We start from the raw sequence: 23487 nt of genomic DNA, 5'->3' as shown, positions 1-23487 counted from the left end.
CCCGATGCTGGAGCTGGTCGACGTCACGAAGGGTTATCGGATCGGCGGCCAGCAGGTGCGTGCACTGGACGGTGTTTCGCTCGTGCTCGAAGGCGGCGAGTTCGCGTCGGTGGTCGGACCGTCGGGGGCCGGGAAGAGCACGCTGCTGCACCTGCTCGGCGCGCTCGACCGGCCCGACTCGGGCTCGATTCGCTTCCAGGGCAGGGAGATCGGAGCGCTAGATGACGACGAGCAGTCCGACTTCCGAAGGCAAAGCGTGGGTTTCGTGTTCCAGTTCTTCAACCTTCTGCCCACGATGGCCGCATGGGAGAACGTCGCGGTGCCGAAGTTACTCGACGGAACGAGAATGGCGAAGGCCAAGAGCCGCGCACTGGAACTGCTGGCGTTGGTCGGGTTGGCCGACCGGGCCGACCACCGTCCGTCGGAGCTCTCAGGTGGCCAGATGCAACGCGTCGCGGTAGCGCGGGCACTGATGATGGACCCGCCGCTGGTGCTGGCCGATGAGCCCACCGGCAACCTCGACAGCAAGACCGGTGCGGCCATCATGGCGTTGCTCACCGACATCGCCCACGAACGCGACAGATCCGTCGTCATGGTCACGCACAACCTCGAGGCCGCCAGCTCGACCGACCGGGTGATCACGCTGGCCGACGGACGCATCAACTCCGACCTCCCCTCGGTCGACGAGTCGTCGTGATCGTCGACCGCATACACGCATTCAATCTGCGCGAACTGCGAACCCATCCCGGAAGGGCGGCGCTGTCCTTCGTGGTGGTCGCGGTGTCGGCGACGTTGTTGGTCGCCGTCTTCGGCATCGCCGGTTCGGTCACTGGTTCGTCGGACCGGCTGGTGTCCGGCATCGGCGGCAATGCCAATCTGGAGGTATCGGGCGTAACCGATACGGGTTTCGACGAGTCACTACGCAACGCCGTCGCGAAGGTACCCGGCGTCCAGGCGACGGTCCCGATGATCCGCATGGCGACTGGCACCCCGACGAATCGCATGGTTCTGCTCGGCGTGGACGACGGCGTGCGTGCGATGTTGAGCGACCTTCAGCGTGCCGTCCAGGATCAGATCGGCCCGCTGGTCACGCAGCCCGGTCGCGTCGCGGTCGGGTCCGGTACCGGCTACGCCGACGGCGAGCGAGTGGGTCTGGGCAATGGCACCGTCACCGTGGCCGCGGTACTCGCCGGCCGCGACGCCGAACGTGTCAACGCGGCGAACTTCATCGTCGGCCCGCTCCCCCTGATTCAACGGCTGACCGATCGTCCCGGCATGATCGACTCGATTCTGGTGATCACCGCCCCGGGCGCCGACGTCGCCACCGTCGAGTCCGAGGTGACCAAGGTGGTCGACGGCCGAGCCGTCGTCGCAGAGCCGTCGTTCCGATCGGCGAAATCTGGTGGGGCGATAGCGATTCTGCGCACGTTGATGCTGGCGGCGGCGTCCAGCGCCCTGGTCGTGGCGGGGTTCCTGATCTTCAACGCGATGACCATGGGCATCACCCAACGTCGCCCGACGATCTCGATGCTGCGGGCGATCGGAGCCAACCGCCGTCAGATCGTGCACGACCTGCTGATCGAGGCGGCCCTGATCGGGTTGGTGGCCGGCCTGATCGGCGCCACGCTCGGGGTGGTGATCGGCCGACGGGCCATCGGCAACCTTCCGGCCGCGTTGCTGCAGGGCTTCGAGTCACGTACCGAGTACATCCTGCCCCCGTTCGCGATCCCGGTCAGCGTGACGGCGTGCGTCGTGGTGAGCGTGGGAGCCGCAGCGCTGGCCGCGCGCCAGGTCTACAAGGTGCAGCCCGTAGAGGCACTCGCGCCGGTGGGCGCCTCCGCGGCCGACGCGGTCGGCATGCCGGTCCGGATGGCCGCAGGGCTCGTCGGGACAGGGCTGGTCGTGGCGGCGGTCGTGATCGCCTCGCAGGATCTGGGGCGGGCGTCCGTCCTGGCGATCGGGTTGGTCTCACTCGGCGAGCTTGGGCTGTGCTTCGCCTTCGCGAGCCAACTCGTTGCCGCCGCGGCGGCGGTCGCCCGATGGTTCGGCGCGCCGGGCGCTCTCGCGGCGGCCACGATCGAGCGGGCGCCGCGGCGGGTCTGGGCGACGGTGATGACGGTCTTTGTCGCCGTGGCGATCACCGTGCAGAGCACGGGTTCCAACGACAACGCCATCGACTCGACGAACGCCAGCTTCGCTTCACTCGGCGACGTCGCCCTCTTCGTCAGCTCCGCCGGGCCAGGAGTCTTCCCCACGGCGCCGCTGTTACCGAAGGGCTCGGAGGCGACCATCGCGGCGATTCCCGGGGTGAGCCGCGTCGTCGAGGGCCAGGTGGCGTATGCGACGCTGGGCGGAACGCGTGTCCTCATCCAGGGGCTTTCACCAGGGTCGGTGGCGCCACCGATAGCGGCCATGAGCGACGATGTGCGGCGCCAATTGCTGGCCGGCAATGGGGTGGTGGTGTCGCGAGACATCGCCCGCGCCAACGGCTTGCGAGTGGGCGACGAGTTGGTGCTTTCGACACCGACTGGCGCGCGGCGGGTCCGGGTACTGCAGGTCGCCCCGTTCTTCTCGTTGCTCGGCGGCGTGGTGTCGATTGGACTGCCGCAGATGCGGGAGTGGTTCGACCGGCCGGGATCGACGATCCTGGCGGTTGACGTCGCCGCGAACGCAGACGTGACGGCGGTCGAGGACGCGATCCGCGCCGCGGTCCCACCCGACGTCTATGTGTATCCCGGCAGCGAGGCGGCGCGCGCAGTGGGGGCATCGATGGCGCAGGGTACCGCTCTCATCACGGTGTTGGCCTGGATCGTCGTGGGCGTCGCCAGCGTGGCACTGCTCAATACGTTGATGTTGTCGGTGCTCGAGCGACGGCGCGAGTTGGGCGTGCTGCGCGCGATGGGCTCGTCGCGTCGGTTCGCGCTGCGGACGGTGCTGGCCGAAGCGGCAGGGGTGGGCGTGGCCGGCGCGGTGCTCGGCGTGGCGCTGGGATCGGCGAACCAGTACCTCAGCACGACGGCGCTCACCCGGGTTCTCAGCATCGACGTGGCCTACGCGCCGAGCGTGCTAGCCCTCGCGTTCGCGGTGGTGGCGTTCGCGGTGACCCTGCTCGGATCGATTCCGCCCGCGGTGCGCGCGGCCCGACTCAACATCGTCGAAGCAGTTGCCGTGGACTGAGCCTCCCCTCGCGAGCGGCCGCAAAGTGCTCCTTTTTCCCGGCGTGTCGGGGCATTTTGCGACTGCTCGCGAGGGGGGTCGTTACCGAATCGCCAGGCCGGTCAAGGCCCTTGCCATGACGAGGCGCTGAATCTCGCTGGTGCCTTCGAAGATCGTGAAGATCTTGGCGTCGCGGTGCATGCGCTCGACCGGGTAGTCGCGGGTGTAGCCGTTTCCGCCAAGGATCTGGATCGCTTCGTCGGTGACGTACACCGCCGTCTCACTGGCGTAGAGCTTGGCCATCGAGCCCTCGGCGGAGGTGAACGGCTTGTTGTTGCGCTGCATCCACCCGGCCCGCCACACCAGCAGACGTGATGCGTCGATACGGCTCTTCATGTCGGCGAGCTTGAACGCGATCGCCTGAAATTCACCGATCTTGCGGCCGAATTGCTCTCGCTGACAGGCGTATTCGAGGGCATACTCGTAGGCCGCACGCGCAACCCCGAGTGCCATAGCGCCAACCACCGGGCGCGTGCGCTCGAACGTCATCATCGCCGCCTGGCCCGACGTGCGGTGCCCCTCACGGGTTTTCGCGACCCGCTGTTCGAAACGCTCACGGCCGCCGAGGATGAGGTGGCCGGGCAGCCGTACATCGTCGAGAACGACCTCGGCGGTATGCGAGGCCCTGATTCCATGCTTCTTGAACTTCTGTCCTTGCGAGAGGCCTTTGGTGCCCGACGGGACGATGAACGTGGCCTGACCTCGCGCGCCCAGATCCGGATAGACCGATGCCACGACGATGTGCACGTTGGCGATACCACCGTTGGTCGCCCATGTCTTGGTGCCGTTGAGCACCCACTCATCGGCGGCTTCGTCATAGCGCGCCCGAGTGCGCACGGCGCCGACGTCTGAGCCCGCCCCGGGTTCCGACGAACAGAACGCCGCGAGCTGCGGATCGCCTGGGCTACCGAACATTTCGGGCAGGAATTCACCGATCTGGTCCGGCGTGCCGCTGGCGGCGAGTGCGGCCGCGGCCAGACCAGTGCCGAGAATGGAGAGCGCGATGCCGGCGTCGCCCCAGAACATCTCCTCGAACACGGTGAGTATGCCGATGCCGCTGGACTCCGCGGCCATCTGCGCGAAGAGCTCAGGCGTGTACAGCCCGACCTTGGCGGCCTCGGCGATGATCGGCCATGGTGTCTCTTCGCGCTCGTCCCACTCCGCCGCGGCCGGCCGGATCACTTCGGAGGCGAATTCGTGCACCCAGTCGCGGACGTGCACGACCTCTTCCGGCAGTTCCAACGAGAAACCGGCTTCCATGCTGAGCCCTCTTTTCACAAATTGTAAATCGGTAAACAACTGTACGCGCACAATGCAGAAATGGAAGTCCTTCCGCCTGAATCTGTGCTGTTAACTCCAACACAAAACAGGTACAACCGTTCACTCAAATGAACTTCGCGATCTTTACGGATTCCTGACGGCACGGGTCCTTGACTACGCGCTAAACGGGTGTTTAGTGTACTAAACATGCGTTCAGCACCAGATGATCGAACGGCCATCGCCCGCATTCGCGATGCCGCGATCGACCAATGGGGCCAGCACGGGTTCAACGTCGGGCTGCGGAGCATCGCTGAATCCGCAGGCGTCAGCGCCGCGTTGGTGATCCACCACTTCGGTTCCAAAGGAGGGCTGCGCAAGGCCTGCGACGACTGCATCGCCGAGGAGATCCGCACCGGCAAATCGGCGTCGATGCAGACCAAAGACCCCGCCGAATGGTTCGCGCAGATGGCCGAGATCGAGTCGTATGCCCCGATGATGGCCTACCTGGTGCGCAGCATGCAGTCCGGCAGCGACCTGGCGAAGATGCTGTGGCAGAGGATGATTGACAACGCCGAGGAGTACCTCGAAGAGGGTGTGCAAAACGGCCTGCTCAAGCCCAGCCGCGATCCGCGCGCTCGCGCCAAGTTCCTGGGCCTGACCGGCGGTGGCGGATTCTTCCTGTTCATCCAAATGCACGACACTCCAACCGATCTCCGCGCCGTGCTCCGCGATTACGGCGAACAGATGGTGCTGCCCGCCCTTGAGCTGTACACCGAGGGCCTGCTTACGGACTCCACCATGTACGAAGCATTCCTCGAAGCACGTGAAAAGGGCATTCCCTTAACAGGAGAAGGAGAGGGCGATGACGGCTCAAACAAACGGGTACCTGCAGCGGGCTAACACCACACAGTCGCAGCTCGCTGTCGAAATCCGGGGCCTGTCCAAGTCTTTCGGGCGAACCAAGGCACTCGACGGCCTCGACCTGACTGTAGCGCCGGGTGACATCACCGGCTTCCTCGGCCCGAACGGCGCGGGCAAGTCCACGACCATCCGCGTGCTTCTCGGGCTGCTGCACGCCGACGGCGGAACGGCACGACTGCTCGGCGGTGATCCGTGGCGCGATGCGGTGCAATTGCATCGCCGCATCGCTTACGTGCCCGGCGATGTGACGTTGTGGCCGAATCTCACCGGCCTGCAGGCCATCGACTTCTTGGCCCGGCTGCGCGGCAACGGCGTCGACACGCGTCGCCGCGACGAGCTGATCGAGCGGTTCGAACTCGACCCGCACAAGAAGGCCCGCACATACTCGAAGGGAAACCGGCAGAAGGTGGCCATCGTCGCCGCGTTTTCGACCAACGCCGAGCTCTACATCCTCGACGAGCCGACATCTGGACTGGACCCGTTGATGGAGAAGGCATTTCAGATTTGTGTCGAGGAGGTCGCCGGCAGCGGCGCGGCGGTGCTGTTATCCAGCCACATCCTTGCCGAGGTGGAGAAGCTCTGCGACAAGGTCACAATCATCCGCTCCGGCCGAGCCGTGAAGTCCGGCACGCTCGACGAGCTGCGTCACTTGATGCGCACCACAGTCTCCGTCCGGACTCGCGAAGACAGCCAGACACTGGACCAGCTGCCGTATGTCCACGACTTCTCCAGCGAGGACGGCTATGTCCGGTTCTCGGTGGACCGCAACGATCTGGACTTCACCATGGAGCACCTCACCGATCTGGGCATCGAGGAGCTCACCGTGACTCCGGCGTCGCTGGAAGACCTGTTCCTCCGCGAATATCAAGGGGTGAACTGATGTCCACCACGACCGTGCCGCACCAAGCCGGTCGGCACGAAGCCGCACCCGCCGGCTCGCCGTGGACGGGCGTCGGGAGCCTGATCAGGCTGGCGCTGCGGCGAGATCGCGTCCGGCTGTCCGTATGGATCGCCATCCTCACGCTGATGATGGTGTACGCGCCGAACGCGATCAAGCTGGCCTACCCAGAAGAGCCCCAACGCCAGGCCAGGGTGAACCTGCTGAAGACGCCGGCCGGAATCATCTTGGGCGGACCGTCTTTCGGCGTGCGTGAGACAGACCTCGGCGTGATGATGGCAAACGAGCTGATGCTCACGCTGATCGTCGCGACATCGATCCTTTCGATTCTCACCGTCATCCGCCACACGCGTGCCGAGGAAGAAAGCGGCGCAGCGGAATTGGTGTTGTCGTCGGTGGTGGGCCGGTATGCCCGCACCTATGCCGCGCTGATCATCGTCGGTGGGGTCAATGCGATTCTCGCGGTCACGATGACACTGGCGATGGCCTCGACAGGATTCGCCGTCGTCGACACCGCGGCGATGTGCCTTGGCATCACCGGCGTTGCCATGGTGTTCGGTGCAGTCGCCGCCGTGACCGCCCAGCTGTGGCGGCAGGCCAGGGCCGCGACGGGAGCGGCGATGGGTGCGCTCGCGCTTGCCGCGCTGATCCGCGGAATCGGCGACGTCATCGACAATTCCGGCAGTGCGCTGAGCTGGTTCTCCCCCATCGCGTGGGCTCAGCAGATGCGCGCATTCGTCGATTTGCGGTGGTGGCCGTTCGCCCTGCTGGTGGCGGTGGCCGTCGGGCTGATGGCGCTGGCCGCAGTCCTGGAAAGCCGGCGCCAGTACGACGACGGCACCATCCCGTCGAGCGGTGAGCGCCCGAACGCGCATCCGATCCACAACGTCATGGGCCTGCACCTGACGCTGCAGCGCGGCCAGACGATCGGCTGGAGCGTCGGGTTGTTCCTGGCGGGCTTGGCTTTCGGTTCGATGACGAAGTCGTTGCTGGACGCGGCGAAGGACAATCCCCTGCTTGCACGGGTACTTGCGGCACAGGGCAACGACGGTGTGTACACCACGATGACGCAGTTCCTCGCGGTGGCAGCCACCGCCTACGTCGTCGGCGCGGTGATGCGGGTGTTCAGCGACGAGGAGTCAGGACTGGGCGAGCCGGTACTGGCCGGCGCGGTGTCACGCTGGTGGTGGCTAGGAACGGCAGTGGCGTCGGCACTGGTGGGCTCGGTCGTGCTGATGTTCTGTGCGGGCCTCGGAAACGGGCTCGGTGCGGGCATCACGCTCGGCGAGCCGGACACAGTCGCGCGTCTGACGCTGGCGGGCCTGGCCTACGTGCCTGCCATGGCGGTCATGGCCGGTATCGCCGCGCTGGCCGTCGCACTGCGGCGGACGTGGATCGGTTGGCTCGCAGTAACTTTCGTCGTCGTGTCGCTATATCTCGGGGCGCTCTTGCGATTACCCCGGTGGTTGATTGACCTGTCGCCGGTCGGGCGGACCACGGTGCCGTCAAGTGTGCCCGTCACGGCGCTCGTCGTGATGGTGCTCGCCGCTGCGGCACTGGCACTGCTTGCCGGGTGGATCTACCGCCGACGCGACGCAATCTAGACAAGGAGTGGACATATGAAGATCGCACTTCAATCGGCGATGTCCGCGCTCGTTGGCCTAGCGGCGTTCGGGCTGTTGGTGTTCTGGCCGGCCGGCACCTTCGACTACTGGCGGGGATGGGCGTTCATCGCGGTGTTCGCCGCGGCCACCACGATCCCGAGCATATATCTTGCGGTTAAGAACCCGGCGGCTCTCAAGCGCCGCATGCAGGCTGGTCCGGCGGCCGAGACGAGGCCCTTGCAGAAGTTCATCATCTCGGTGGCGTTCCTGTCGATGGGTACGACAATTGTGGTGAGCGCGTTGGACTTTCGCTTCGGCTGGTCCTCGGTGCCCGCTGCGATCTCCATCGCCGGTGATGTGCTGGTGGCGGTAGGGCTCGGTATCGCGATGCTCACCACGATCCAGAACGGCTATGCGTCGGCCAACATCACCGTCGAGGCCGGGCAGGAGTTGGTGTCGACGGGTCTCTACGCGGTCGTGCGTCACCCGATGTACTTCGGAAACGTGGTGCTGATGATCGGCATCCCGCTGGCGCTGGGTTCGTATTGGGCACTGCTGTTCGTGGTCCCGGGCCTCGCCGTGCTCGCCGTGAGGATCCTCGACGAGGAGAAGGTGCTGACACAAGAACTCGCCGGCTACTGCGATTACGCACAGCGAGTGCATTACCGGCTGGTGCCCTACGTGTGGTGATGGAGGAATCGTGAAGCTCTTGATTCAAGCCGTTGTGGCAGGCCTGTTCGGGCTGCTGTTCTTCGGCGTGTTGCTGTTCTGGCCGGCGGGCACGTTCGACTATTGGCAGGCATGGGTTTTCATCGCCATCTTCACCGCGGTGTCGTCCGGCCCCAGCATCTACTGGGGCCTACGCAAGCCTGAGGTCCTGCGGCGCCGCATGCATTCCGGACCGATCGCGGAGACCAGAACCGTACAGAAGGTTGCCACGGTGGGCATCACCGCCAGCGTGGTCGCGGTGCTGGTCGTCTGTGCCCTCGACCACCGTTTCGGTTGGTCGAACGTGCCAACAGGACTCGTCATAGTCGGCGAAGTTCTGGTCGCCGTTGGCCTTGGCATGACGATGGTGGTCGTCAACCAGAACAACTACGCCGCCGCGACCATCACGGTCGAGGCGCAGCAGCCTGTGATCTCGACGGGGCTGTACGGCGTTGTGCGGCACCCGATGTACGTCGGCGCACTGATCATGATGGTGGGCATGCCACTTGCTCTCGATTCGTATTGGGGGCTGGTCGCTATCGTGCCGGGCGTGGCGGTGCTCGCCCTCCGCATCGACGACGAGGAAAAGATGCTCCGGCAGGAACTCGACGGGTACAGCGAGTACACGCAGAAGGTGCGCTATCGGTTGGTGCCTGGTGTGTGGTGACGCCGGGCCGCCTGCCACACGACCAGGAACACCGCCACGACGGTGAAGCGCAGGACGGTGTTGGCGATCAACACGCCGCCGGCCTTCGTCATGCTCATGTAGACGATGTCGAGCACGCCGCTGGCCAGGTGCAGTGTCACGAAGGTCGTCACGATCAGCCGCAGGGCGGCCAGGTCAGTGATGCGGATGGCACCGAATGACAGCACCGCGACGGCCAGTTCGGCCGCGGCGACCAGGTAGACCAACAGGTAGTCCGATCGCTCGATGGTGATACCCACCGACGACGGGATAGCGGTCGGAAATGCGGTCAGCACGAAGGCGCCGGCCAGGGTTATCAGTCCGTGCACGACGAAAACCGCTCGCAGCATCCTCATGTCATCGCCTTCCTGTCATAACGACACACATTCATCCGTCATAGAGATGACGCGGCGAAAGAGCGGAGTATGACGGGAAAGGGGGTGCGCGGGTGCAAGCAGAGTCGTTCGAGCAGCACCGTGGGCATCTGCGTGCGGTCGCGTACCGCATGCTCGGGTCGCTGACCGAAGCAGACGACGCCGTGCAGGAGGCGTGGCTGCGGATGGACCGCGCCGAAGCCAGCGACGTCCGCAATGAGCGTGGCTGGCTGACCACCGTCGTCGCGCGCATCTGTCTGGATATGTTGCGCGCCCGCAGCACACGATCCGAAGATCCACTCGACCAGGCTGCGCCTATCGCCGCGCCCGACGCGGTCGACCCGGAGGCCGAGGCGGAGCTTGCCGACTCGATCGGCGTGGCGCTGCTCGTCATCCTGCAGAACCTGTCTCCGGCGGAGCGGTTGGCGTTCGTCCTGCACGACATGTTCAATCTGCCGTACTCCGAGATCGCCCCGATCGTCGGCCGCTCAGAAAACACGGCTGCACAGCTGGCGTCTCGCGCCCGTCGCCGGGTGCGCGGTAAAAATCCGGATCCGGCAGGCGATTTCGTCCAGCAGCGCCGGCTCGTCGACGCGTTTCTCGCCGCGGCGCGCGACGGCGACTTCGATTCGCTGCTGGCGGTGCTGGACGACGATGTCGTGCTGCACGTCGACGCCGCCGCGGCTGGAGCGCCGAGGACCATCCGTGGTGCGCAAGTGGTGGCGGTCAACGCACAGATGTTCTCGGCCAACGCACGCTTCGCCGAGCCCGCGCTTGTCGACGACGCGGTCGGAATCGTCGTCGCCCCCAACGGACGGCTGTCGATTGTGCTGCGCTTCAAGATTGCCGACGAAAGGATCACTGAGATCGACATCGTCGCCGATCCGGCAGCGCTGCGCGGGTTCGATCTCGCGGTGCTCGACTGACGCCTATGGTGGGGTCGATGGCCGCCCCGTCAGCGGCGACCGAATCTTCGTCTACCCCACCGATGCGAACACCCAACTCACCGATTTAGAAACGCCGAACATCACGCGCTACGTAGGGGGTCGATCAGGTTCTTTTGTTCGAGCTCGACGTCGTCTGGGTGACGATCAAGCAGCGTGAGTCGATTACCCGGCCCCAGTTCGTGCCTATCAGGATTAGCCCGGCCCCAGCGGCGCTGATGACGGTGAGGGGATCACCGGCGACGAGAATGCCAATGGTTGCGGCCCATAGTGGTTCGGTTCCCAGTAGCAGGCTTACCCGGGCGGAGGACGTGCGCCGAACGGCCCAGATCTGGATGAAGAACGCAAACACTGTGCACACCAGCGCTAGGTAGATGGTGATCAGCCATGAGTGGATGCTCATGTGCTTGGCCACTTCGCCTACACCTCGTCCGGTGAACAGCGACAGGATAAGAAACACCACCAGGCCGGTGACGAGTTGGACCAACGTCACACGTGCCGAATCGAGTGTGCGGCGCTCAGACAGGTGCGCAATCACTGTGACGTGGACCGCTCGCGCGGCAGCAGCCAACAGCATCAGCAGATCGCCAAGGCAAGGGGCAGCGAACCCGCCACTTTGGGTTAGCAAGCCGACGCCGGCGACCGCGATCACGGCCGCTCCGTAGAACATTGGTGGCAGGTGCGTGTGTCGTAACCACTGCTCCAGTAAAGGAGTCATGACGATCGTCAGGGAGATGATCAATCCAGCGTTGGAGGCCGACGTCATCGTCACGCCAAACGTCTCCAGCGCAAAGATGATGCTCAAGACCAACCCGAACAATGTGCCAAGGACGACTTCCGAGCGACTGAGGTGATGCAGCCTGACAGCCAGGATGAGCGCCAATCCCGCAGCGGCCAGGGTGAACCTGACGACCAAGAAGGCAAAGACGCTGTCGGCAGTGACGACTTCCTTGGCCGCTAGGTAGCTTGACCCCCACACAATCGCGACTGCGAGCAAGGCCAAGTCGACGGTTCGGTGGGACATGATGGCTGCATGTGACGTGCCGTCTACCGCGCCTGAGCCGGCGCGGTTGAGAGTGCTCACAGGGAATCTGGTGCGGCTGTATAGGCGATGACGAGAACATCGCGATGCCCGTTGTCAAAGCCGACGGCGGGCTGGATAGGCGTCACGGAGTGCAAGGTGGCGCGATCGTCGCCGAGGAGGAGTTCACCACGTTGTCTCAGGGTCAGTGCGGTGAGTTCGTCACCGCTGTCGGTGTAAACGCTGCGTTGGTCGATCTCATCGAACGACCGGAATCGGTGAGCTGAGATGATGATTCCCATTTCTGTGAGTGATTCCAAGCCGCCAAACCTGAACGAGGACAGCGACATACGCGATTGACGTCGCGATAGCCCGATTCCCCGGCGACTACCGCAGCCTCGACGCTCACGGCGACTCCAATGATCACCACTCGCGAACACATTAGACAAGCAATACTTTCTTCATCTAATGGTTAGAATTCCTACATGGACGTGGCGCGCCTACGCCTGCTTCGGGAGCTCGCCGAACGCGGCACAGTCCACGCCGCCGCCCAGGCGATGTCCCTGACCCCCTCCGCGGTATCTCAGCAACTGAAGATCCTCCAACGCGAGGCCGGTGTCTCCCTTCTTGAACCAGAGGGGCGCCGAGTACGGCTCACCGACGCCGGCCGCATCCTCGTGGCTAGAACCGATGAGGTGCTGGCCGCCCTCGACCGAGCCCAGGCAGATATGGATGTCTACCGCACCACGCCCTGCGGCACCGTGCGCGTTGCCATGTTTCCCTCCGGCGCTGCTATGTTGCTGGCAAAAGTCATCACACGGGCCGCCGCCTGCGGCGTTGAAGTGGTCGGACGCGACATCGACCAGCCGGCCGCCAGCGCCGCAACCCAACTCGCCGACTTCGACGTCGTAGTCGTGCACCGCGACGAACGCGATACCGCAGCCTTGGGCGCTCGCCTAGAAACAACAGTCCTGCTCCGTGAACCCCTTGAAATACTGCTACCACCGCATCATCGCCTCGCAACCCGCAAGCGAGTGCCCCTGCGCGAACTCGCCGACGAACCATGGATCGGCGTCGAATGGGGTCTCATGGTCGATGACGTACTGCGTTCACTTGCCGCCACCTCCGGCGTCCAGCCACGAATCGTACAAAGAGTCAATGACTTCCGTGTGGTCGAAGAGCTCGTCATGGCAGGGGTCGGAGTCGCACTGCTACCGCGTTACGTACTCACCACGCGGGACGTGACGCGTAAGCCGCTCAGCGGCGTGCGCATCGCCCGCCGAATTGAAGCCATCACCCGCGTCGGAGCCACCACCCGACCCGCCATCGCCGCCGTTATCGACATCCTCAAAACGGTGGCCCAAGAAACCATCGAACAAAACACCAGACCACAATGACCGTCAGCCGAACCACCCACTGAGCGGTCCCGGGCTTGGTGGAGTCCGTGATCACACCAGGAGGACTGGTGTTGGTCGCCGTGGTTGCGTTGGTGTGGGCCGTCGTGCGGATCGTGCGGCGCCGACGACGGGCGCGAGCAGACGCATAAGGACCCGACACGCCGAGAATCCGGGGACTTTTGCGTCTGCTCGGCCTAGATCCAGACGCCCTTGCCGACCGCGACCACTCCCCCGGCGCTGATCGCAAACCGCTCGCGGTCCTTCTCCAGGTCGACACCGACCATCTCGCCGGGGCCCACTACGACGTTCTTGTCCAGGATCGCGTGGCGCACCACAGCGCCGCGGCCAACTCGGGTGCCGGGCATGATCACACTGCCCTCGACGATCGCGCCGTCGTCGACCACCACATTCGATGACAGCACCGAATTGCGAACGGATGCAGCAGAAATGATGCTGCCCGCACCGACCACCGATTCCTGGGCCGAGCCACCGTTGACGAACTTCGCCGGCGCCAGCATCTCCGCCTCACCGCGGATCGGCCAGCGTTTGTTGTACAAGTTGAACACCGGGTGCACGGACACCAGGTCCATGTGCGCGTCGTAGAACGCATCCAGCGTCCCGACATCACGCCAGTAGCCGTGATCGCGTTCGGTGGCGCCGGGCACCTCGTTGTTGCTGAAGTCGTAGACCGCCGCCATCCCGTCGGAGACCAGCCGCGGGATGATGTCGCCGCCCATGTCGTGGTCCGAGTGATCATCGTCGGCGTCGGCGCGGATGGCGTCGATCAGAACCTTCGTGGTGAAGATGTAGTTGCCCATCGAGACGAATGTCTGCTCGGGGTCGTCCGGCGTGCCCGGCGGGTCGGCGGGTTTTTCGATGAAGCCGCGGATGCGGCCCGACTCGTCGGAGTCGATGCAGCCGAACGCGGTGGCCTCGGCGCGCGGCACCCGGATACCGGCGACGGTCGCGCCTGCGCCACTTTCGATGTGGAACTGGACCATCTGCTCGGGGTCCATGCGGTACACGTGGTCGGCGCCGAACACCACGATGTAGTCGGGGTCCTCGTCGTAGATCAGATTCAGCGACTGGTAGATGGCGTCGGCCGAGCCGGTGTACCACCGCGGGCCGAGCCGCTGCTGGGCGGGCACCGGCGTGATGTACTCGCCGGCAAGCCCCGATAGCCGCCAGTTCTGCGAAATATGACGGTCCAGCGAATGCGACTTGTATTGGGTCAGCACGCAGATTCTCAAGTACCGGGCGTTGACGAGATTGGACAGGACGAAGTCGATGAGCCTGTACGCACCGCCGAACGGCACCGCGGGTTTGGCTCGGTCCGCCGTCAACGGATAAAGCCGTTTGCCCTCCCCGCCGGCCAGGACGATGCCAAGCACGTGTGGCAATTCCCGCATGATCCAAACCTATCCGGAGCTTTGCACAAGGGCCAGGCATTCGCGCCATGTACGTCAAGCTATTTGGCGTATCCGAGGTTCAAAACGGGGCTGCGGCGGCGGGCGACGGACACTACCGTCGTAGGCATGCGGGTGGCGATGATGACTCGGGAGTATCCACCTGAGGTCTACGGCGGCGCGGGCGTCCACGTCACCGAGCTTGTCGCACAACTTCGGCATCTGTGCGAGGTCGACGTGCACTGTATGGGCGCACCACGGCCAGGTGTGATCGTGGCGCAGCCGGACCCGGCGCTCAAGGGCGCCAATGCGGCGCTGTCGACGCTCTCGGCGGATCTGAACATGGTCAACACCGCATCGGCGGCCACCGTCGTGCATTCGCATACCTGGTACGCCGGGCTGGCCGGGCACCTCGCCGCGCTGCTGTACGACATCCCGCACGTGCTGACCGCACATTCGCTCGAGCCGATGCGGCCGTGGAAGGCCGAGCAGCTGGGCGGTGGGTATCGGGTGTCGTCGTGGGTCGAGAAGACGGCGGTCGAGGCGGCTGACGCGGTGATCGCGGTCAGCTCCGGCATGCGTGACGACGTGCTGAAGACCTACCCGGCGCTCGATCCGAACCGAGTGCACGTGGTGCGCAACGGGATCGACACCGACGTCTGGTATCCGGTCGAGCCCGAACGCGGCGATTCCGTGCTCGAAGAACTCGGTGTGGACCCGTCGCGTCCGATCGTGGCGTTCGTCGGGCGGATCACCCGGCAGAAGGGCGTCGCGCATCTGGTTGCCGCCGCCCACTATTTCGCGCCCGACATCCAGCTCGTGCTGTGCGCCGGCGCACCGGATACTCCCGAAATCGCGGCCGAAGTGACGTCGGCGGTGCAGGAACTGGCCCGCGCACGCACAGGCGTGTTCTGGGTGCGCGAGATGCTGCCGATCGGCAAGATTCGCGAAATACTCTCGGCTGCAACAGTTTTCGTATGCCCGTCGGTATACGAGCCGTTAGGCATCGTCAACCTCGAGGCGATGGCGTGCGCGACGGCCGTAGTGGCAAGCGATGTCGGCGGCATCCCGGAGGTGGTAGCCGACCATCAAACGGGGCTGCTGGTGCACTACGACCCGAACGATCCGGCGTTCTTCGAGCGGCGACTGGCCGAGACCGTCAATTCACTGGTGGCCGAGCCGGAGAAGGCGCGGCAATACGGTCAGGCCGGACGGCAGCGTTGTATTCAGGAGTTTTCCTGGTCGCACATTGCCGAGCAGACCTTGGAGATCTACCGAAAAGTGTCTTCATAGAATTCGGCGCGGAAACACGCGCTGAGCGCGGTTATGCGCGCCGAAGGGGCTAGCTGGTAACGCCCTTGAGTTCGTCGCCGAGTGCGGCCGCTTCTTCGGGGGTGAGTTCGACGACGAGTCGCCCACCGCCTTCTAGTGGTACTCGCATCACGATGCCGCGCCCCTCCTTGGTTGCTTCCAGTGGACCGTCTCCGGTCCGGGGCTTCATGGCCGCCATCGAGTGCTCCCTCCACATGAGCTGGCCCGCGTCGGGCTAGTGATCTTCTGCCTATTGTTCCCTATCCGCGCCGTTCGGTGTGCAAAGACCCGGCGATGACCGTCGTGACGGCGACTAGCTGATCGCCGGAACCCAACAGTCCGCGGTGTGATCGTCGACCATTCCGGTCGCCTGCATCAACGCGTATGCCGTCGTCGGACCGACGAATCGGAAGCCGCGCCGCTTCAGTTCCTTGGCCATCGCGGTCGATTCCGGAGTCACCGCCGGGACCTGGGACACGTCGGCGGGCCGCGCCTTCGGCGGCGGGGCGAACGACCACAACAGCTCGGACAAATCGACGTCGAGATCAGTTGCGGCGCGAGCGTTGGCGATGGTGGCCTCGACCTTCGCGCGGTTACGCACGATCCCGGTGTCGGCCATCAGCCGCGCTATGTCTTTATCGGTATAGCGGGCAACACGTTCGACATCGAAGCCACCGAACGCGCGCCGGAAGTTTTCCCGTTTGCGCAGGATGATCAGCCACGACAGCCCGCTTTGAAACGCCTCGAGGCTGATCCGCTCGAAAAGAGCTGCCGAGTCGCGCAACGGCCGGCCCCACTCGGTGTCGTGGTAGTCGCGGTAGAGGGTGAAATCTGCTGGCGTCAAACGTGATTCGTCAATCCATGCACATCGGACGCGCACGTCGCCGGTCATGAGTCGTCGTTGTCCTCCGACGCCAGCGCGTGCGCCCCACCCTCGACGGGCTGGACGGCAACGTCGGCGTCGTCGTCAAGGCCGTGAGCAGCCCGCACCGCGCCGAGCTGACCGCGCAGCAGATCAAGCTCCTGGCCCAGCCGGTCGAGCACCCAGTCCACTTCGCTGGTGTTGTAGCCGCGCAGTGTCTGGGTGAATTTGACCGCCTCGACGTCGTCGCCGGTGACGCCGGAGGCCGGCAACACGGTGGCAGTGGTGGCGCGCGGCAGCGGCGGCAACGGTTCGCCGCGGCCGAAGAGCACGCTGCCCAGGGCGAACAGCACCACGGCCACGAGGATCAGCACAACCAGGTACAGCAGAACCAGGGTCACGCCTCGATATTGCCCGACGGCCCCGACAAGGGGCTAACCGCGCAGCGTGTTCATCGGCGGACGGTCCTGCAGGGAGACGGACGATGAACGCGGGGTGTAGTCGTCGCCGTCGGCGAAGAACTGCGTCAGCCCCACCCCGGAGTCGGGGACGCCGCAGCGCGACAGCAGGGTTGCGATCACTTGGCGGCTCATGGACGCCAGCTCGGTCAGCGGCCGGTTGCGGTGGGTCCGCACGCCGAGGTTGACCTGGGCGATCGCGTCCAGGCCCAGCCGGTCGTAGGTATCGACGAGCAGTCCGATCTCGACGCCGTAGGCCGGTGCGAACGGCACCGACGTCAGCAATTCGCGAGTGCCGGCGTATTCGCCGCCCAGCGGCTGCAGGATGCAGCTCAGCTCCGGCCGCAGCGAGGCCAATAGCGGCCGCGCGACGAGTTCGGTGACCCGCCCGCCGCCGTTGGCGTCCTCGCTGCCGCTGATCTTCAGCGGCCGCCGGTAGAAACCCTTGACCAGGTGTACGCCGTCAGTCGTCAGCAAGGGCCCGACGAGTTTGGGAACGAACATCGGATCGGGGTCGATCAGATCGGAGTCGACGAACACGATGATGTCGCCCGTGGCGGCGGCCAGCGAGCGCCACAGCACTTCACCCTTGCCGGGTTGCGGCTCGACCTCCGGCAACGCGACCTCACGGCTGATCACCCGGGCACCCGCGGCGAGCGCGCGGATCTCGGTGTCGTCGGTGGAGCCGGAGTCCAGCACGATCACCTCGTCGACAAGACCGCCCAGCAGCGGGGTGATCGTCTCGACGACGCTGCCCACGGTTTCTTCTTCGTTGAGCGCGGGCAGGACGACGGAGATGGTGCGTCCCGCCTTGGCGGCCACGAGCTCTGCGACCGTCCACGAGGGCCGGTTCCAGCTGTGGTCGGTCAGCCATCTCCCGGTGACGACGTCCGTACCGGGCAGCTCTGGTGTCAGTGTCATGCCAGTCCCCTCACCGTGCGCGTCGGTGGACGCACGCCCTGGATCGACGCGACCATTTCCAGCACGCGTCGCGTGGGCCCGACTTCATGCACGCGGAACATCGCGGCTCCCTCCGCCGCGACGATGGCCGTCGCCGCCAAGGTGCCCTCCAGGCGTTCGGTCAGACCCACACCCAGAGTTTCCCCGACGAAATCTTTGTTGCTCAGCGCCATCAGGACGGGCCATCCAGTGTTTACAAGGTCTTTTACGTGGCGCAACAAACTAAGACCGTGATAAGTGTTCTTGCCGAAATCGTGTGTCGGGTCAATTAGGACCGCGTCTCTGGAGACGCCGACGGCCACGGCGCGCTCGGCGGCGGCGGTCACTTCGGCGATCACGTCATCGACGACGCCGCGCTCGGTGATGCCGTAGTTGACCCGAAACGGTCGTGTCCGCGGCGTCGCGCCGCCGGTGTGCGAGCACACCAGGCCGGCTCCGAATTCGGCGGCGACTTCGGGTAGGCCGGGGTCGTGGCCGCCCCAGGTGTCGTTGATCAGGTCGGCGCCCGCGGCGCAGGCCTGCTTGGCCACCGCAGCGCGCCAGGTGTCGACGCTGATCAGCTGGTCAGGGTAGGTGGCGCGCAGCCATTCGATGAATGGCACGACGCGCGCGATCTCGTCGTCGACATCGACGGAATCCCCGGGGCCTGCCTTCACGCCGCCGACATCGACAACGTCGGCGCCCTCCTCGATCACCCGGTGGGCCGCCGACTTCGCGGCCTCATCGGTGAACGTGGCGCCGCGGTCGTAGAAGGAGTCCGGTGTCCGGTTCACGATCGCCATGATCAGCGCCCGATCACCGGCCACCGGGCGGCCGCAGAAGGTCGACTGCACGCCTTCCAGGCTACGGACCTCGCGCGAACGTTCCTTACCGCCCGAAAATTTGCCGGCGGATTCGAGCGGTAAGGAACGTTCGGCGGCGGAAGTCGCTAGTTCTTGGGCCGCTTGCCGGTCTTCACTTCGTCGGGGTACTCGTCGTAGAACGGCACATAGCCCTCGTCGCGGCCTGACAACACGTAGATCGGATCCTCGCCGTCGGTGGTGTACCCCTCCTTGCGCAGGTCCACCTTCTGGCTCTTGAACGTCGACGTGTGCGCCAGCTCCTTGACGACGCGCACGAACAACGGCACGGCGTAGCCGGGCAGCCGCTCGTAGACAGCCTTGGCCAGGGCATTGCCGTCGAACTCGTCACCTTCCTTGAGCTGGATCGCCGCCATGCCCGCGCGCCCGCCGGTCCCGGGCACCTCGACACCGAAGACCGTCGCCTCCTCGACCTGAGGGTCGGTGGAGACGGCCGCCTCGACCTCGGTGGTGGCGACGTTTTCGCCTTTCCACCGGAACGTGTCTCCGAGCCGGTCGGTGAACGCCGCATGACCGAAGCCTTGTGAGCGCATCAGGTCGCCGGTGTTGAACCACACATCCCCGTCGCGAAAAGCGTTGCGCACCAACTTCTTTTCGGTGGACTTCTTGTCGGTGTAACCGTCGAACGGCTGGAAGTTGCTCACTTTGGACAGCAGTAGCCCAGGCTCGCCGTTGCGCACCTTGCGGACTCGGCCGTTCTCGTCACGCACAGGATCGCCGGTGTCGCCGTCGTATTCCACGAAGGCCACCGGCGTCGGGCAGATCCCGGTGGTCTTGTCGAGGTTCAGCACGTTGACGAACGCGGTGTTGCCTTCACTGGCGGCGTAGAACTCGCAAACCCTCTCGATGCCGAAGCGCTCGGTGAACTCGTCCCAGATCGACGGCCGCAGCCCGTTGCCGGCGATCACCCTCACCTTGTTCTTGCGGTCGGTGTCCTTGGGCGGCTGGTTGAGCAGATACGCGCAGATCTCGCCGATGTAGATGAAGGCCGTGGCGTCGTATCTGATCACCTCGTCCCAGAACCTCGACGCCGAAAACGACTTGCCCAGCGCCAGCGTCGCGCCGGAGTTCAGCACCGCCGACAACGCGACCGTCAACGCATTGTTGTGATAGAGCGGCAGGCAGCAGTACAGCGTGTCGTGACTGTTCAGACGCATGCCGAGCCCGCCGAATCCCGCCAACGCCCGCAGCCAGCGGTAGTGCGTCATCACACTGGCCTTGGGCATGCCGGTGGTGCCCGACGTGAAGATGTAGAACGCCTTGTCCTTGGCCAGGACCGCCGCCGTCGTCGCCGGATTGCCGGTAGGCGCCGTGGCCGCCAGGCGCTTCAACTCGTCGACGGTCATCAAACCAGTCGTATCGGCGCCGCTGTCGCTTACCGGTTCGATGAAGTCTGTCTCGGCGATGACGGCCTTCGCGCCCAGCAGCCCGAAGCTGTGCTTGAGCACGTCGCCGCGCTGGTGGAAATTGAGCATCCCGGCGATCGCCCCGCACTTGACCGTGGCCAGCATCAGCAGCACGGACTCCGGCGAGTTGCGCAGCATGATGCCAACGACGTCACCGTGCCCGACGCCGCGAGCGGCCAGCACGGCCGCGTAGCGGTTGGCCGTCTCATTGGCCTCGCGGTAGGTGATCTGCTCGTCGCCGAACTTGATGAACACCTTGTCGGCGTACTGGGCCGCGCGGTCCTGGAACACCTTGCCGATCGACGTCTTGGCCGACGGGCGCGCTCCGAACCCAGTGATGACGCCGCGCAGGATCGTCGGCGCATCCATCAGCAAGCCCGGCACATGAGTGGCGATGTCGAGCAGCCCAACGCTGCTGCGAGTACCCGAGTTCTGGTCACTCATGCCGTTGTGTCCCTCCGCTGTTCGCTTGTCGCAACACCCTAGTGATCACCATCACACGATCGGAGAGCAGACCGCCATCGCGGCATCGACGTCGTCCACCACGACCAGCCGGTCCAGTGCGCCCTGGGCGACATACCCGCTGTCGATCAGCCCGTACAGCCACGCCAGCAGGCCGTCGTAATGCCCCATCGGGTCGAGCATCACCACCGGCTTGTCATGCATACCCAAATAGCCCGCTGTCCAGGCCTCGAAGAACTCCTCGAGGGTGCCGATCCCGCCCGGCAGCGCGATGAACGCGTCGGCGCGATCTTCCATCACCTGCTTGCGCTCGCGCATCGTGTCGGTGACGACGAGCTCGTCGGCTTCGGTATCGGCGACCTCGCGATGCACCAACGCCTTCGGGATCACGCCGACGGTGCGTCCGCCGCGAGCGCGGGCAGAGGTCGCCAACGCGCCCATGGCCGAGACGTTGCCGCCGCCGGACACCAGCGTCCAGCCCCGGTCGGCGATGGCTTCGCCGACACGGCTGGCCAACTCCAGCAGCTCGGGATGTGTTGGGCCTGACGCGCAGTACACACACACCGCCCAGCCGCGGTCGGGTTTCGGGGACACGCACACAACCTAGCCATAGACTCCGGCGGTGCCTGTCGACTGGGTGACCGCGCCGCCCGAACCGGTACTGGAACTGGTCGAATCAGGCTTGCGCGACCGCGCCGGGGCAGTGCTGATCGGTCCCGCGGGGGTGGGCAAGACGACGATCGCGGGGATCGCGGCGGAACGTTTCGGCGCCACGTTCAGCCGCGTCGATTGGGCGACCGCGACGGCGCCTGCAGTTCCATTCGCCGCGTTCGGCCATCTCCTCGACGTGCCGAAGACCGGAAGGACCGCCGCGGTGTTGCGGGCGGCCCGCGAATCGTTGGGGGACGGCCGCCTTCTGGTGGTCGATGACGCCCACTTGTTGGACACACTGTCCGCCTCGCTGGTCTATCAACTGGCCGTCAGCGGGGCGGCGAACCTCATCGTGACGGTCGCGGCGGGATGCCCTACCCCCGACGAGATATCGGCACTGTGGCGTGGCGAGCTGCTGACCCGGATCGACATCGAGCCGCCGGGCCACGACAACAGCCGGCTGGCGACGCTGGTCGAGGAGTTCGTCTCGGCGCTGGGGAGATCCGCGCATCGGGTGCTCGAGTACCTGGCCGTCGAGGATCCCCTCCCGCTCGCCGACCTGTCTGCCGTGACCGGTCGCGAGGCCGTTACGGAAGCCGAGTCGTCGGGCGTGATCGTCGTGGAGGGCGACAGGGCGCGGCCCGCGCATCCGCTGTTCGTCGACGCGGTTCGCGACGCGCTGGGCGGGCCCGAGCTGCGCCGGTTGCGCACGGAACTGGTGGAGCGACTGGCCGCGTCGGCCCCGCGTGACGTGATCGACCAGCTGCGGTTGGCGGTACTGGCATTGGACAGCGACCGGCCGCAACCGGTGTCAGACATCGTCATGGCGGCCGAAGAGGGACTGCGGCTGGGCGATTTGGCGCTCAGTGAACGGCTGGGCCGCGCTGCGGTCGAGCGGGGTGGCGGTTTGGCCGCACGGCTGACGCTGGCCTATGCATTGGCGTGGCAAGGCCGCGGCCGGGACGCCGACGAGGTTCTGGCCGAGGTGGATCCCGCTTCGCTGTCGGAGACGGAGCTGATGGCGTGGGCGCTGCCGCGGGCGGCCAACCAGTTCTGGATGCTGTCCGAGCCGGAGCGGGCCACCGCATTTCTGCAGGCGACCCGCAATCGGGTGTCGTCGCCAGGCGCGCAAACCACGCTGGATGCTTTGTCGGCCATGTTCGCGATGAACGCCGGCAACGTGGGCCGGGCCTTGGAGATCGCCGACGAGGTGCTGTCATCGCCGTCGGCCGACGAAACCGCGGTCGGGTGGGCGGCTGCGGCCGCAGCGTTGAGCTCGGCGCGAATGGGCCGGTTCGCCGACGTCGACGCGCTGGCCGAGCAGGCGATCTCCGCGGGGCAGCCGGGCTTGCTGCGGTTCACCAGCGGGTTTGGTCAGACGACGGCGCTGCTGATGGCCGGCGAGCCGGAGAGGGCGCAAGCTCTCGGGCAGCAGCTGACGGACTTCGCTCAGCTGCAACAGCCGGGCCGCGCAATCGGTGAGGTGCTGGTGGCCGATGTCTTGATCGCCAAAGGCGAGCTCGACGCGGCCGTCGGCCTGTTGCGCGGCGCCGCAGCAGCATTGGCGCCCACCGGCTATTCGTGGGGCCCGCTGGCATTGATGCTGCTGGCGCAGGCACTGGGTCAGCTCGGAGAAACGGTCGAAGCGGGAAAGGTTTTGTCGCGGGCCGAATCTCGACACGGATTGAAGTCGATGATGTTCGCGCCCGAGCTTGCGCTCGCGCGAGCGTGGACGATGTCGGCACGTCGAGATCCGCACGGGGCTGTCGCGGCCGCCCGCGACGCCGCGCGCAGCGCCGAACGCGGCGGGCAGTTGGCCGTCGCGTTGCGCGCACTGCACGATGCGGCCCGCCTCGGCGACCTTCGAGCGGCCGACGGCATCGCTCGCTTGAGCGGCGAAATCGATTGCGCTTTTGGGCAATTGGCGCTTGAACACGCGCAGGCCGTAGTGCGGCACGACGCTGCGGCGCTGCGCGACGTGGCGACGGGGTTCGACGCGATCGGGATGAAGCGGTCCGCGGCCGACGCGTTGGCGCAGGCCGAGAACTGACCGCAAAGTTCGTGCGCGGACCATTGCCAGTGC

23 protein-coding genes are annotated in these 23487 nt (G+C 65.7%); 11 read left to right on the top strand and 12 right to left on the bottom strand.

Annotated elements, in window-relative coordinates; all coding sequences use genetic code 11:
* Positions 1 to 4: 4 nt before the first annotated feature.
* Both VJV41_RS05520 and VJV41_RS05515 read left to right on the top strand, forming a co-directional pair.
* Entirely contained in the window at positions 5 to 697 is a 693-nt protein-coding gene (locus tag VJV41_RS05520) for an ABC transporter ATP-binding protein (RefSeq protein ID WP_414684887.1), read from the top strand.
* A complete protein-coding gene (locus tag VJV41_RS05515) occupies positions 694 to 3177 on the top strand; it encodes an FtsX-like permease family protein (protein ID WP_325331930.1) in 2484 nt (827 codons plus the stop codon). Before VJV41_RS05520 ends, VJV41_RS05515 begins: the two co-directional genes overlap by 4 nt.
* A gap of 81 nt (positions 3178 to 3258) precedes the next feature.
* Here VJV41_RS05515 and VJV41_RS05510 read toward each other — a convergent pair whose 3' ends face one another.
* The gene (locus tag VJV41_RS05510; protein WP_325331928.1) at positions 3259 to 4476 is read right to left on the bottom strand and encodes an acyl-CoA dehydrogenase family protein; all 1218 of its coding nucleotides are present in this window, start codon (positions 4474 to 4476) and stop codon (positions 3259 to 3261) included.
* A gap of 207 nt (positions 4477 to 4683) precedes the next feature.
* Between VJV41_RS05510 and VJV41_RS05505 the strand changes: the two genes are divergently transcribed.
* Genes VJV41_RS05505 through VJV41_RS05485 form a run of 5 tightly spaced genes read left to right on the top strand, consistent with a single transcriptional unit; the run spans position 4684 to position 9274 of the window.
* Positions 4684 to 5376, top strand: a complete 693-nt coding sequence (locus VJV41_RS05505; protein ID WP_325331926.1) for a TetR/AcrR family transcriptional regulator — start codon at positions 4684 to 4686, stop codon at positions 5374 to 5376.
* Positions 5339 to 6277 (top strand): ABC transporter ATP-binding protein, encoded by a 939-nt coding sequence (locus VJV41_RS05500; RefSeq protein ID WP_325331924.1) that lies wholly within the window; start codon positions 5339 to 5341, stop codon positions 6275 to 6277. The genes VJV41_RS05505 and VJV41_RS05500 overlap by 38 nt, the downstream gene beginning before the upstream one ends.
* A complete protein-coding gene (locus tag VJV41_RS05495) occupies positions 6277 to 7899 on the top strand; it encodes an ABC transporter (RefSeq protein WP_325331922.1) in 1623 nt (540 codons plus the stop codon). The genes VJV41_RS05500 and VJV41_RS05495 overlap by 1 nt, the downstream gene beginning before the upstream one ends.
* Positions 7900 to 7938: 39 nt before the next feature.
* The gene (locus VJV41_RS05490; protein WP_414684886.1) at positions 7939 to 8589 is read left to right on the top strand and encodes a methyltransferase family protein; all 651 of its coding nucleotides are present in this window, start codon (positions 7939 to 7941) and stop codon (positions 8587 to 8589) included.
* A gap of 10 nt (positions 8590 to 8599) precedes the next feature.
* On the top strand, positions 8600 to 9274 hold the full coding sequence (locus tag VJV41_RS05485; protein WP_325331918.1) for an isoprenylcysteine carboxylmethyltransferase family protein: 675 nt from the start codon (positions 8600 to 8602) through the stop codon (positions 9272 to 9274).
* Here VJV41_RS05485 and VJV41_RS05480 read toward each other — a convergent pair.
* On the bottom strand, positions 9247 to 9648 hold the full coding sequence (locus VJV41_RS05480; RefSeq protein WP_325331916.1) for a hypothetical protein: 402 nt from the start codon (positions 9646 to 9648) through the stop codon (positions 9247 to 9249). The genes VJV41_RS05485 and VJV41_RS05480 overlap by 28 nt on opposite strands.
* A 92-nt stretch (positions 9649 to 9740) precedes the next feature.
* On the opposite strand from VJV41_RS05480, the gene VJV41_RS05475 reads away from it, so the two are divergent.
* On the top strand, positions 9741 to 10592 hold the full coding sequence (locus VJV41_RS05475; protein ID WP_325331914.1) for a sigma-70 family RNA polymerase sigma factor: 852 nt from the start codon (positions 9741 to 9743) through the stop codon (positions 10590 to 10592).
* A 124-nt stretch (positions 10593 to 10716) separates the two neighbouring features.
* On the opposite strand, the gene VJV41_RS05470 is transcribed toward VJV41_RS05475, so the two are convergent.
* Entirely contained in the window at positions 10717 to 11634 is a 918-nt protein-coding gene (locus tag VJV41_RS05470; protein WP_325331912.1) for a DMT family transporter, read from the bottom strand.
* Positions 11635 to 11690: 56 nt separating this feature from the next.
* Entirely contained in the window at positions 11691 to 11933 is a 243-nt protein-coding gene (locus tag VJV41_RS05465) for a 2OG-Fe dioxygenase family protein (protein WP_325331947.1), read from the bottom strand.
* Positions 11934 to 12116: 183 nt separating this feature from the next.
* On the opposite strand from VJV41_RS05465, the gene VJV41_RS05460 reads away from it, so the two are divergent.
* A complete protein-coding gene (locus tag VJV41_RS05460) occupies positions 12117 to 13028 on the top strand; it encodes a LysR family transcriptional regulator (protein WP_325331910.1) in 912 nt (303 codons plus the stop codon).
* A gap of 194 nt (positions 13029 to 13222) precedes the next feature.
* Here the strand turns inward: VJV41_RS05460 and glgC are convergent, their stop codons facing one another.
* Positions 13223 to 14437, bottom strand: a complete 1215-nt coding sequence (gene glgC, locus VJV41_RS05455; protein ID WP_325331908.1) for a glucose-1-phosphate adenylyltransferase — start codon at positions 14435 to 14437, stop codon at positions 13223 to 13225.
* A gap of 126 nt (positions 14438 to 14563) precedes the next feature.
* Between glgC and glgA the strand changes: the two genes are divergently transcribed.
* Positions 14564 to 15727: a glycogen synthase gene (glgA, locus tag VJV41_RS05450; protein WP_325331906.1), complete on the top strand. Its 1164-nt coding sequence runs from the start codon at positions 14564 to 14566 to the stop codon at positions 15725 to 15727.
* A gap of 49 nt (positions 15728 to 15776) precedes the next feature.
* Here glgA and VJV41_RS05445 read toward each other — a convergent pair whose 3' ends face one another.
* From VJV41_RS05445 to VJV41_RS05415, 7 genes are all read right to left on the bottom strand, one after another.
* The gene (locus VJV41_RS05445) at positions 15777 to 15944 is read right to left on the bottom strand and encodes a DUF3117 domain-containing protein (protein ID WP_003931055.1); all 168 of its coding nucleotides are present in this window, start codon (positions 15942 to 15944) and stop codon (positions 15777 to 15779) included.
* 114 nt (positions 15945 to 16058) lie between these two features.
* The gene (locus tag VJV41_RS05440) at positions 16059 to 16637 is read right to left on the bottom strand and encodes a DNA-3-methyladenine glycosylase I (RefSeq protein ID WP_325331878.1); all 579 of its coding nucleotides are present in this window, start codon (positions 16635 to 16637) and stop codon (positions 16059 to 16061) included.
* Complete coding sequence (locus tag VJV41_RS05435) at positions 16634 to 17008, bottom strand: DivIVA domain-containing protein (RefSeq protein WP_325331876.1); 375 nt, start codon at positions 17006 to 17008, stop codon at positions 16634 to 16636. Before VJV41_RS05435 ends, VJV41_RS05440 begins: the two co-directional genes overlap by 4 nt.
* A gap of 33 nt (positions 17009 to 17041) precedes the next feature.
* A complete protein-coding gene (locus tag VJV41_RS05430; protein ID WP_325331874.1) occupies positions 17042 to 17986 on the bottom strand; it encodes a glucosyl-3-phosphoglycerate synthase in 945 nt (314 codons plus the stop codon).
* Positions 17983 to 18858 (bottom strand): dihydropteroate synthase, encoded by an 876-nt coding sequence (gene folP / locus VJV41_RS05425; RefSeq protein WP_414684884.1) that lies wholly within the window; start codon positions 18856 to 18858, stop codon positions 17983 to 17985. Before folP ends, VJV41_RS05430 begins: the two co-directional genes overlap by 4 nt.
* Positions 18859 to 18953: 95 nt before the next feature.
* Complete coding sequence (gene fadD6, locus VJV41_RS05420) at positions 18954 to 20735, bottom strand: long-chain-acyl-CoA synthetase FadD6 (protein ID WP_325331872.1); 1782 nt, start codon at positions 20733 to 20735, stop codon at positions 18954 to 18956.
* Between the two features lie 51 nt (positions 20736 to 20786).
* Entirely contained in the window at positions 20787 to 21347 is a 561-nt protein-coding gene (locus tag VJV41_RS05415; protein ID WP_325331870.1) for a TIGR00730 family Rossman fold protein, read from the bottom strand.
* Positions 21348 to 21375: 28 nt separating this feature from the next.
* On the opposite strand from VJV41_RS05415, the gene VJV41_RS05410 reads away from it, so the two are divergent.
* A complete protein-coding gene (locus VJV41_RS05410) occupies positions 21376 to 23454 on the top strand; it encodes an AAA family ATPase (RefSeq protein ID WP_325331868.1) in 2079 nt (692 codons plus the stop codon).
* The last annotated feature ends 33 nt before the right edge of the window (positions 23455 to 23487 follow it).

Source organism: Mycobacterium sp. (genome assembly GCF_035274705.1).
Lineage (GTDB): Bacteria > Actinomycetota > Actinomycetes > Mycobacteriales > Mycobacteriaceae > Mycobacterium.
Note: the sequence above shows the minus strand (reverse complement) of the source record. Positions and strands in the feature narration are given on the sequence as shown.

What these genes read in the sequence shown, in the direction of transcription:
- glgA (WP_325331906.1), top strand. Translation starts at nt 14,564, where the DNA reads ATGCGGGTGGCGATGATGACTCGGGAGTATCCACCTGAGGTCTACGGC.
- VJV41_RS05480 (WP_325331916.1), bottom strand. Translation starts at nt 9,648, where the DNA reads ATGAGGATGCTGCGAGCGGTTTTCGTCGTGCACGGACTGATAACCCTG.
- VJV41_RS05500 (WP_325331924.1), top strand. Translation starts at nt 5,339, where the DNA reads ATGACGGCTCAAACAAACGGGTACCTGCAGCGGGCTAACACCACACAG.
- VJV41_RS05460 (WP_325331910.1), top strand. Translation starts at nt 12,117, where the DNA reads ATGGACGTGGCGCGCCTACGCCTGCTTCGGGAGCTCGCCGAACGCGGC.
- fadD6 (WP_325331872.1), bottom strand. Translation starts at nt 20,735, where the DNA reads ATGAGTGACCAGAACTCGGGTACTCGCAGCAGCGTTGGGCTGCTCGAC.
- VJV41_RS05430 (WP_325331874.1), bottom strand. Translation starts at nt 17,986, where the DNA reads ATGACACTGACACCAGAGCTGCCCGGTACGGACGTCGTCACCGGGAGA.
- VJV41_RS05445 (WP_003931055.1), bottom strand. Translation starts at nt 15,944, where the DNA reads ATGGCGGCCATGAAGCCCCGGACCGGAGACGGTCCACTGGAAGCAACC.
- VJV41_RS05470 (WP_325331912.1), bottom strand. Translation starts at nt 11,634, where the DNA reads ATGTCCCACCGAACCGTCGACTTGGCCTTGCTCGCAGTCGCGATTGTG.
- glgC (WP_325331908.1), bottom strand. Translation starts at nt 14,437, where the DNA reads ATGCGGGAATTGCCACACGTGCTTGGCATCGTCCTGGCCGGCGGGGAG.
- VJV41_RS05465 (WP_325331947.1), bottom strand. Translation starts at nt 11,933, where the DNA reads ATGGGAATCATCATCTCAGCTCACCGATTCCGGTCGTTCGATGAGATC.
- VJV41_RS05440 (WP_325331878.1), bottom strand. Translation starts at nt 16,637, where the DNA reads ATGACCGGCGACGTGCGCGTCCGATGTGCATGGATTGACGAATCACGT.
- VJV41_RS05490 (WP_414684886.1), top strand. Translation starts at nt 7,939, where the DNA reads ATGTCCGCGCTCGTTGGCCTAGCGGCGTTCGGGCTGTTGGTGTTCTGG.
- VJV41_RS05505 (WP_325331926.1), top strand. Translation starts at nt 4,684, where the DNA reads ATGCGTTCAGCACCAGATGATCGAACGGCCATCGCCCGCATTCGCGAT.
- VJV41_RS05510 (WP_325331928.1), bottom strand. Translation starts at nt 4,476, where the DNA reads ATGGAAGCCGGTTTCTCGTTGGAACTGCCGGAAGAGGTCGTGCACGTC.
- VJV41_RS05520 (WP_414684887.1), top strand. Translation starts at nt 5, where the DNA reads ATGCTGGAGCTGGTCGACGTCACGAAGGGTTATCGGATCGGCGGCCAG.
- VJV41_RS05495 (WP_325331922.1), top strand. Translation starts at nt 6,277, where the DNA reads ATGTCCACCACGACCGTGCCGCACCAAGCCGGTCGGCACGAAGCCGCA.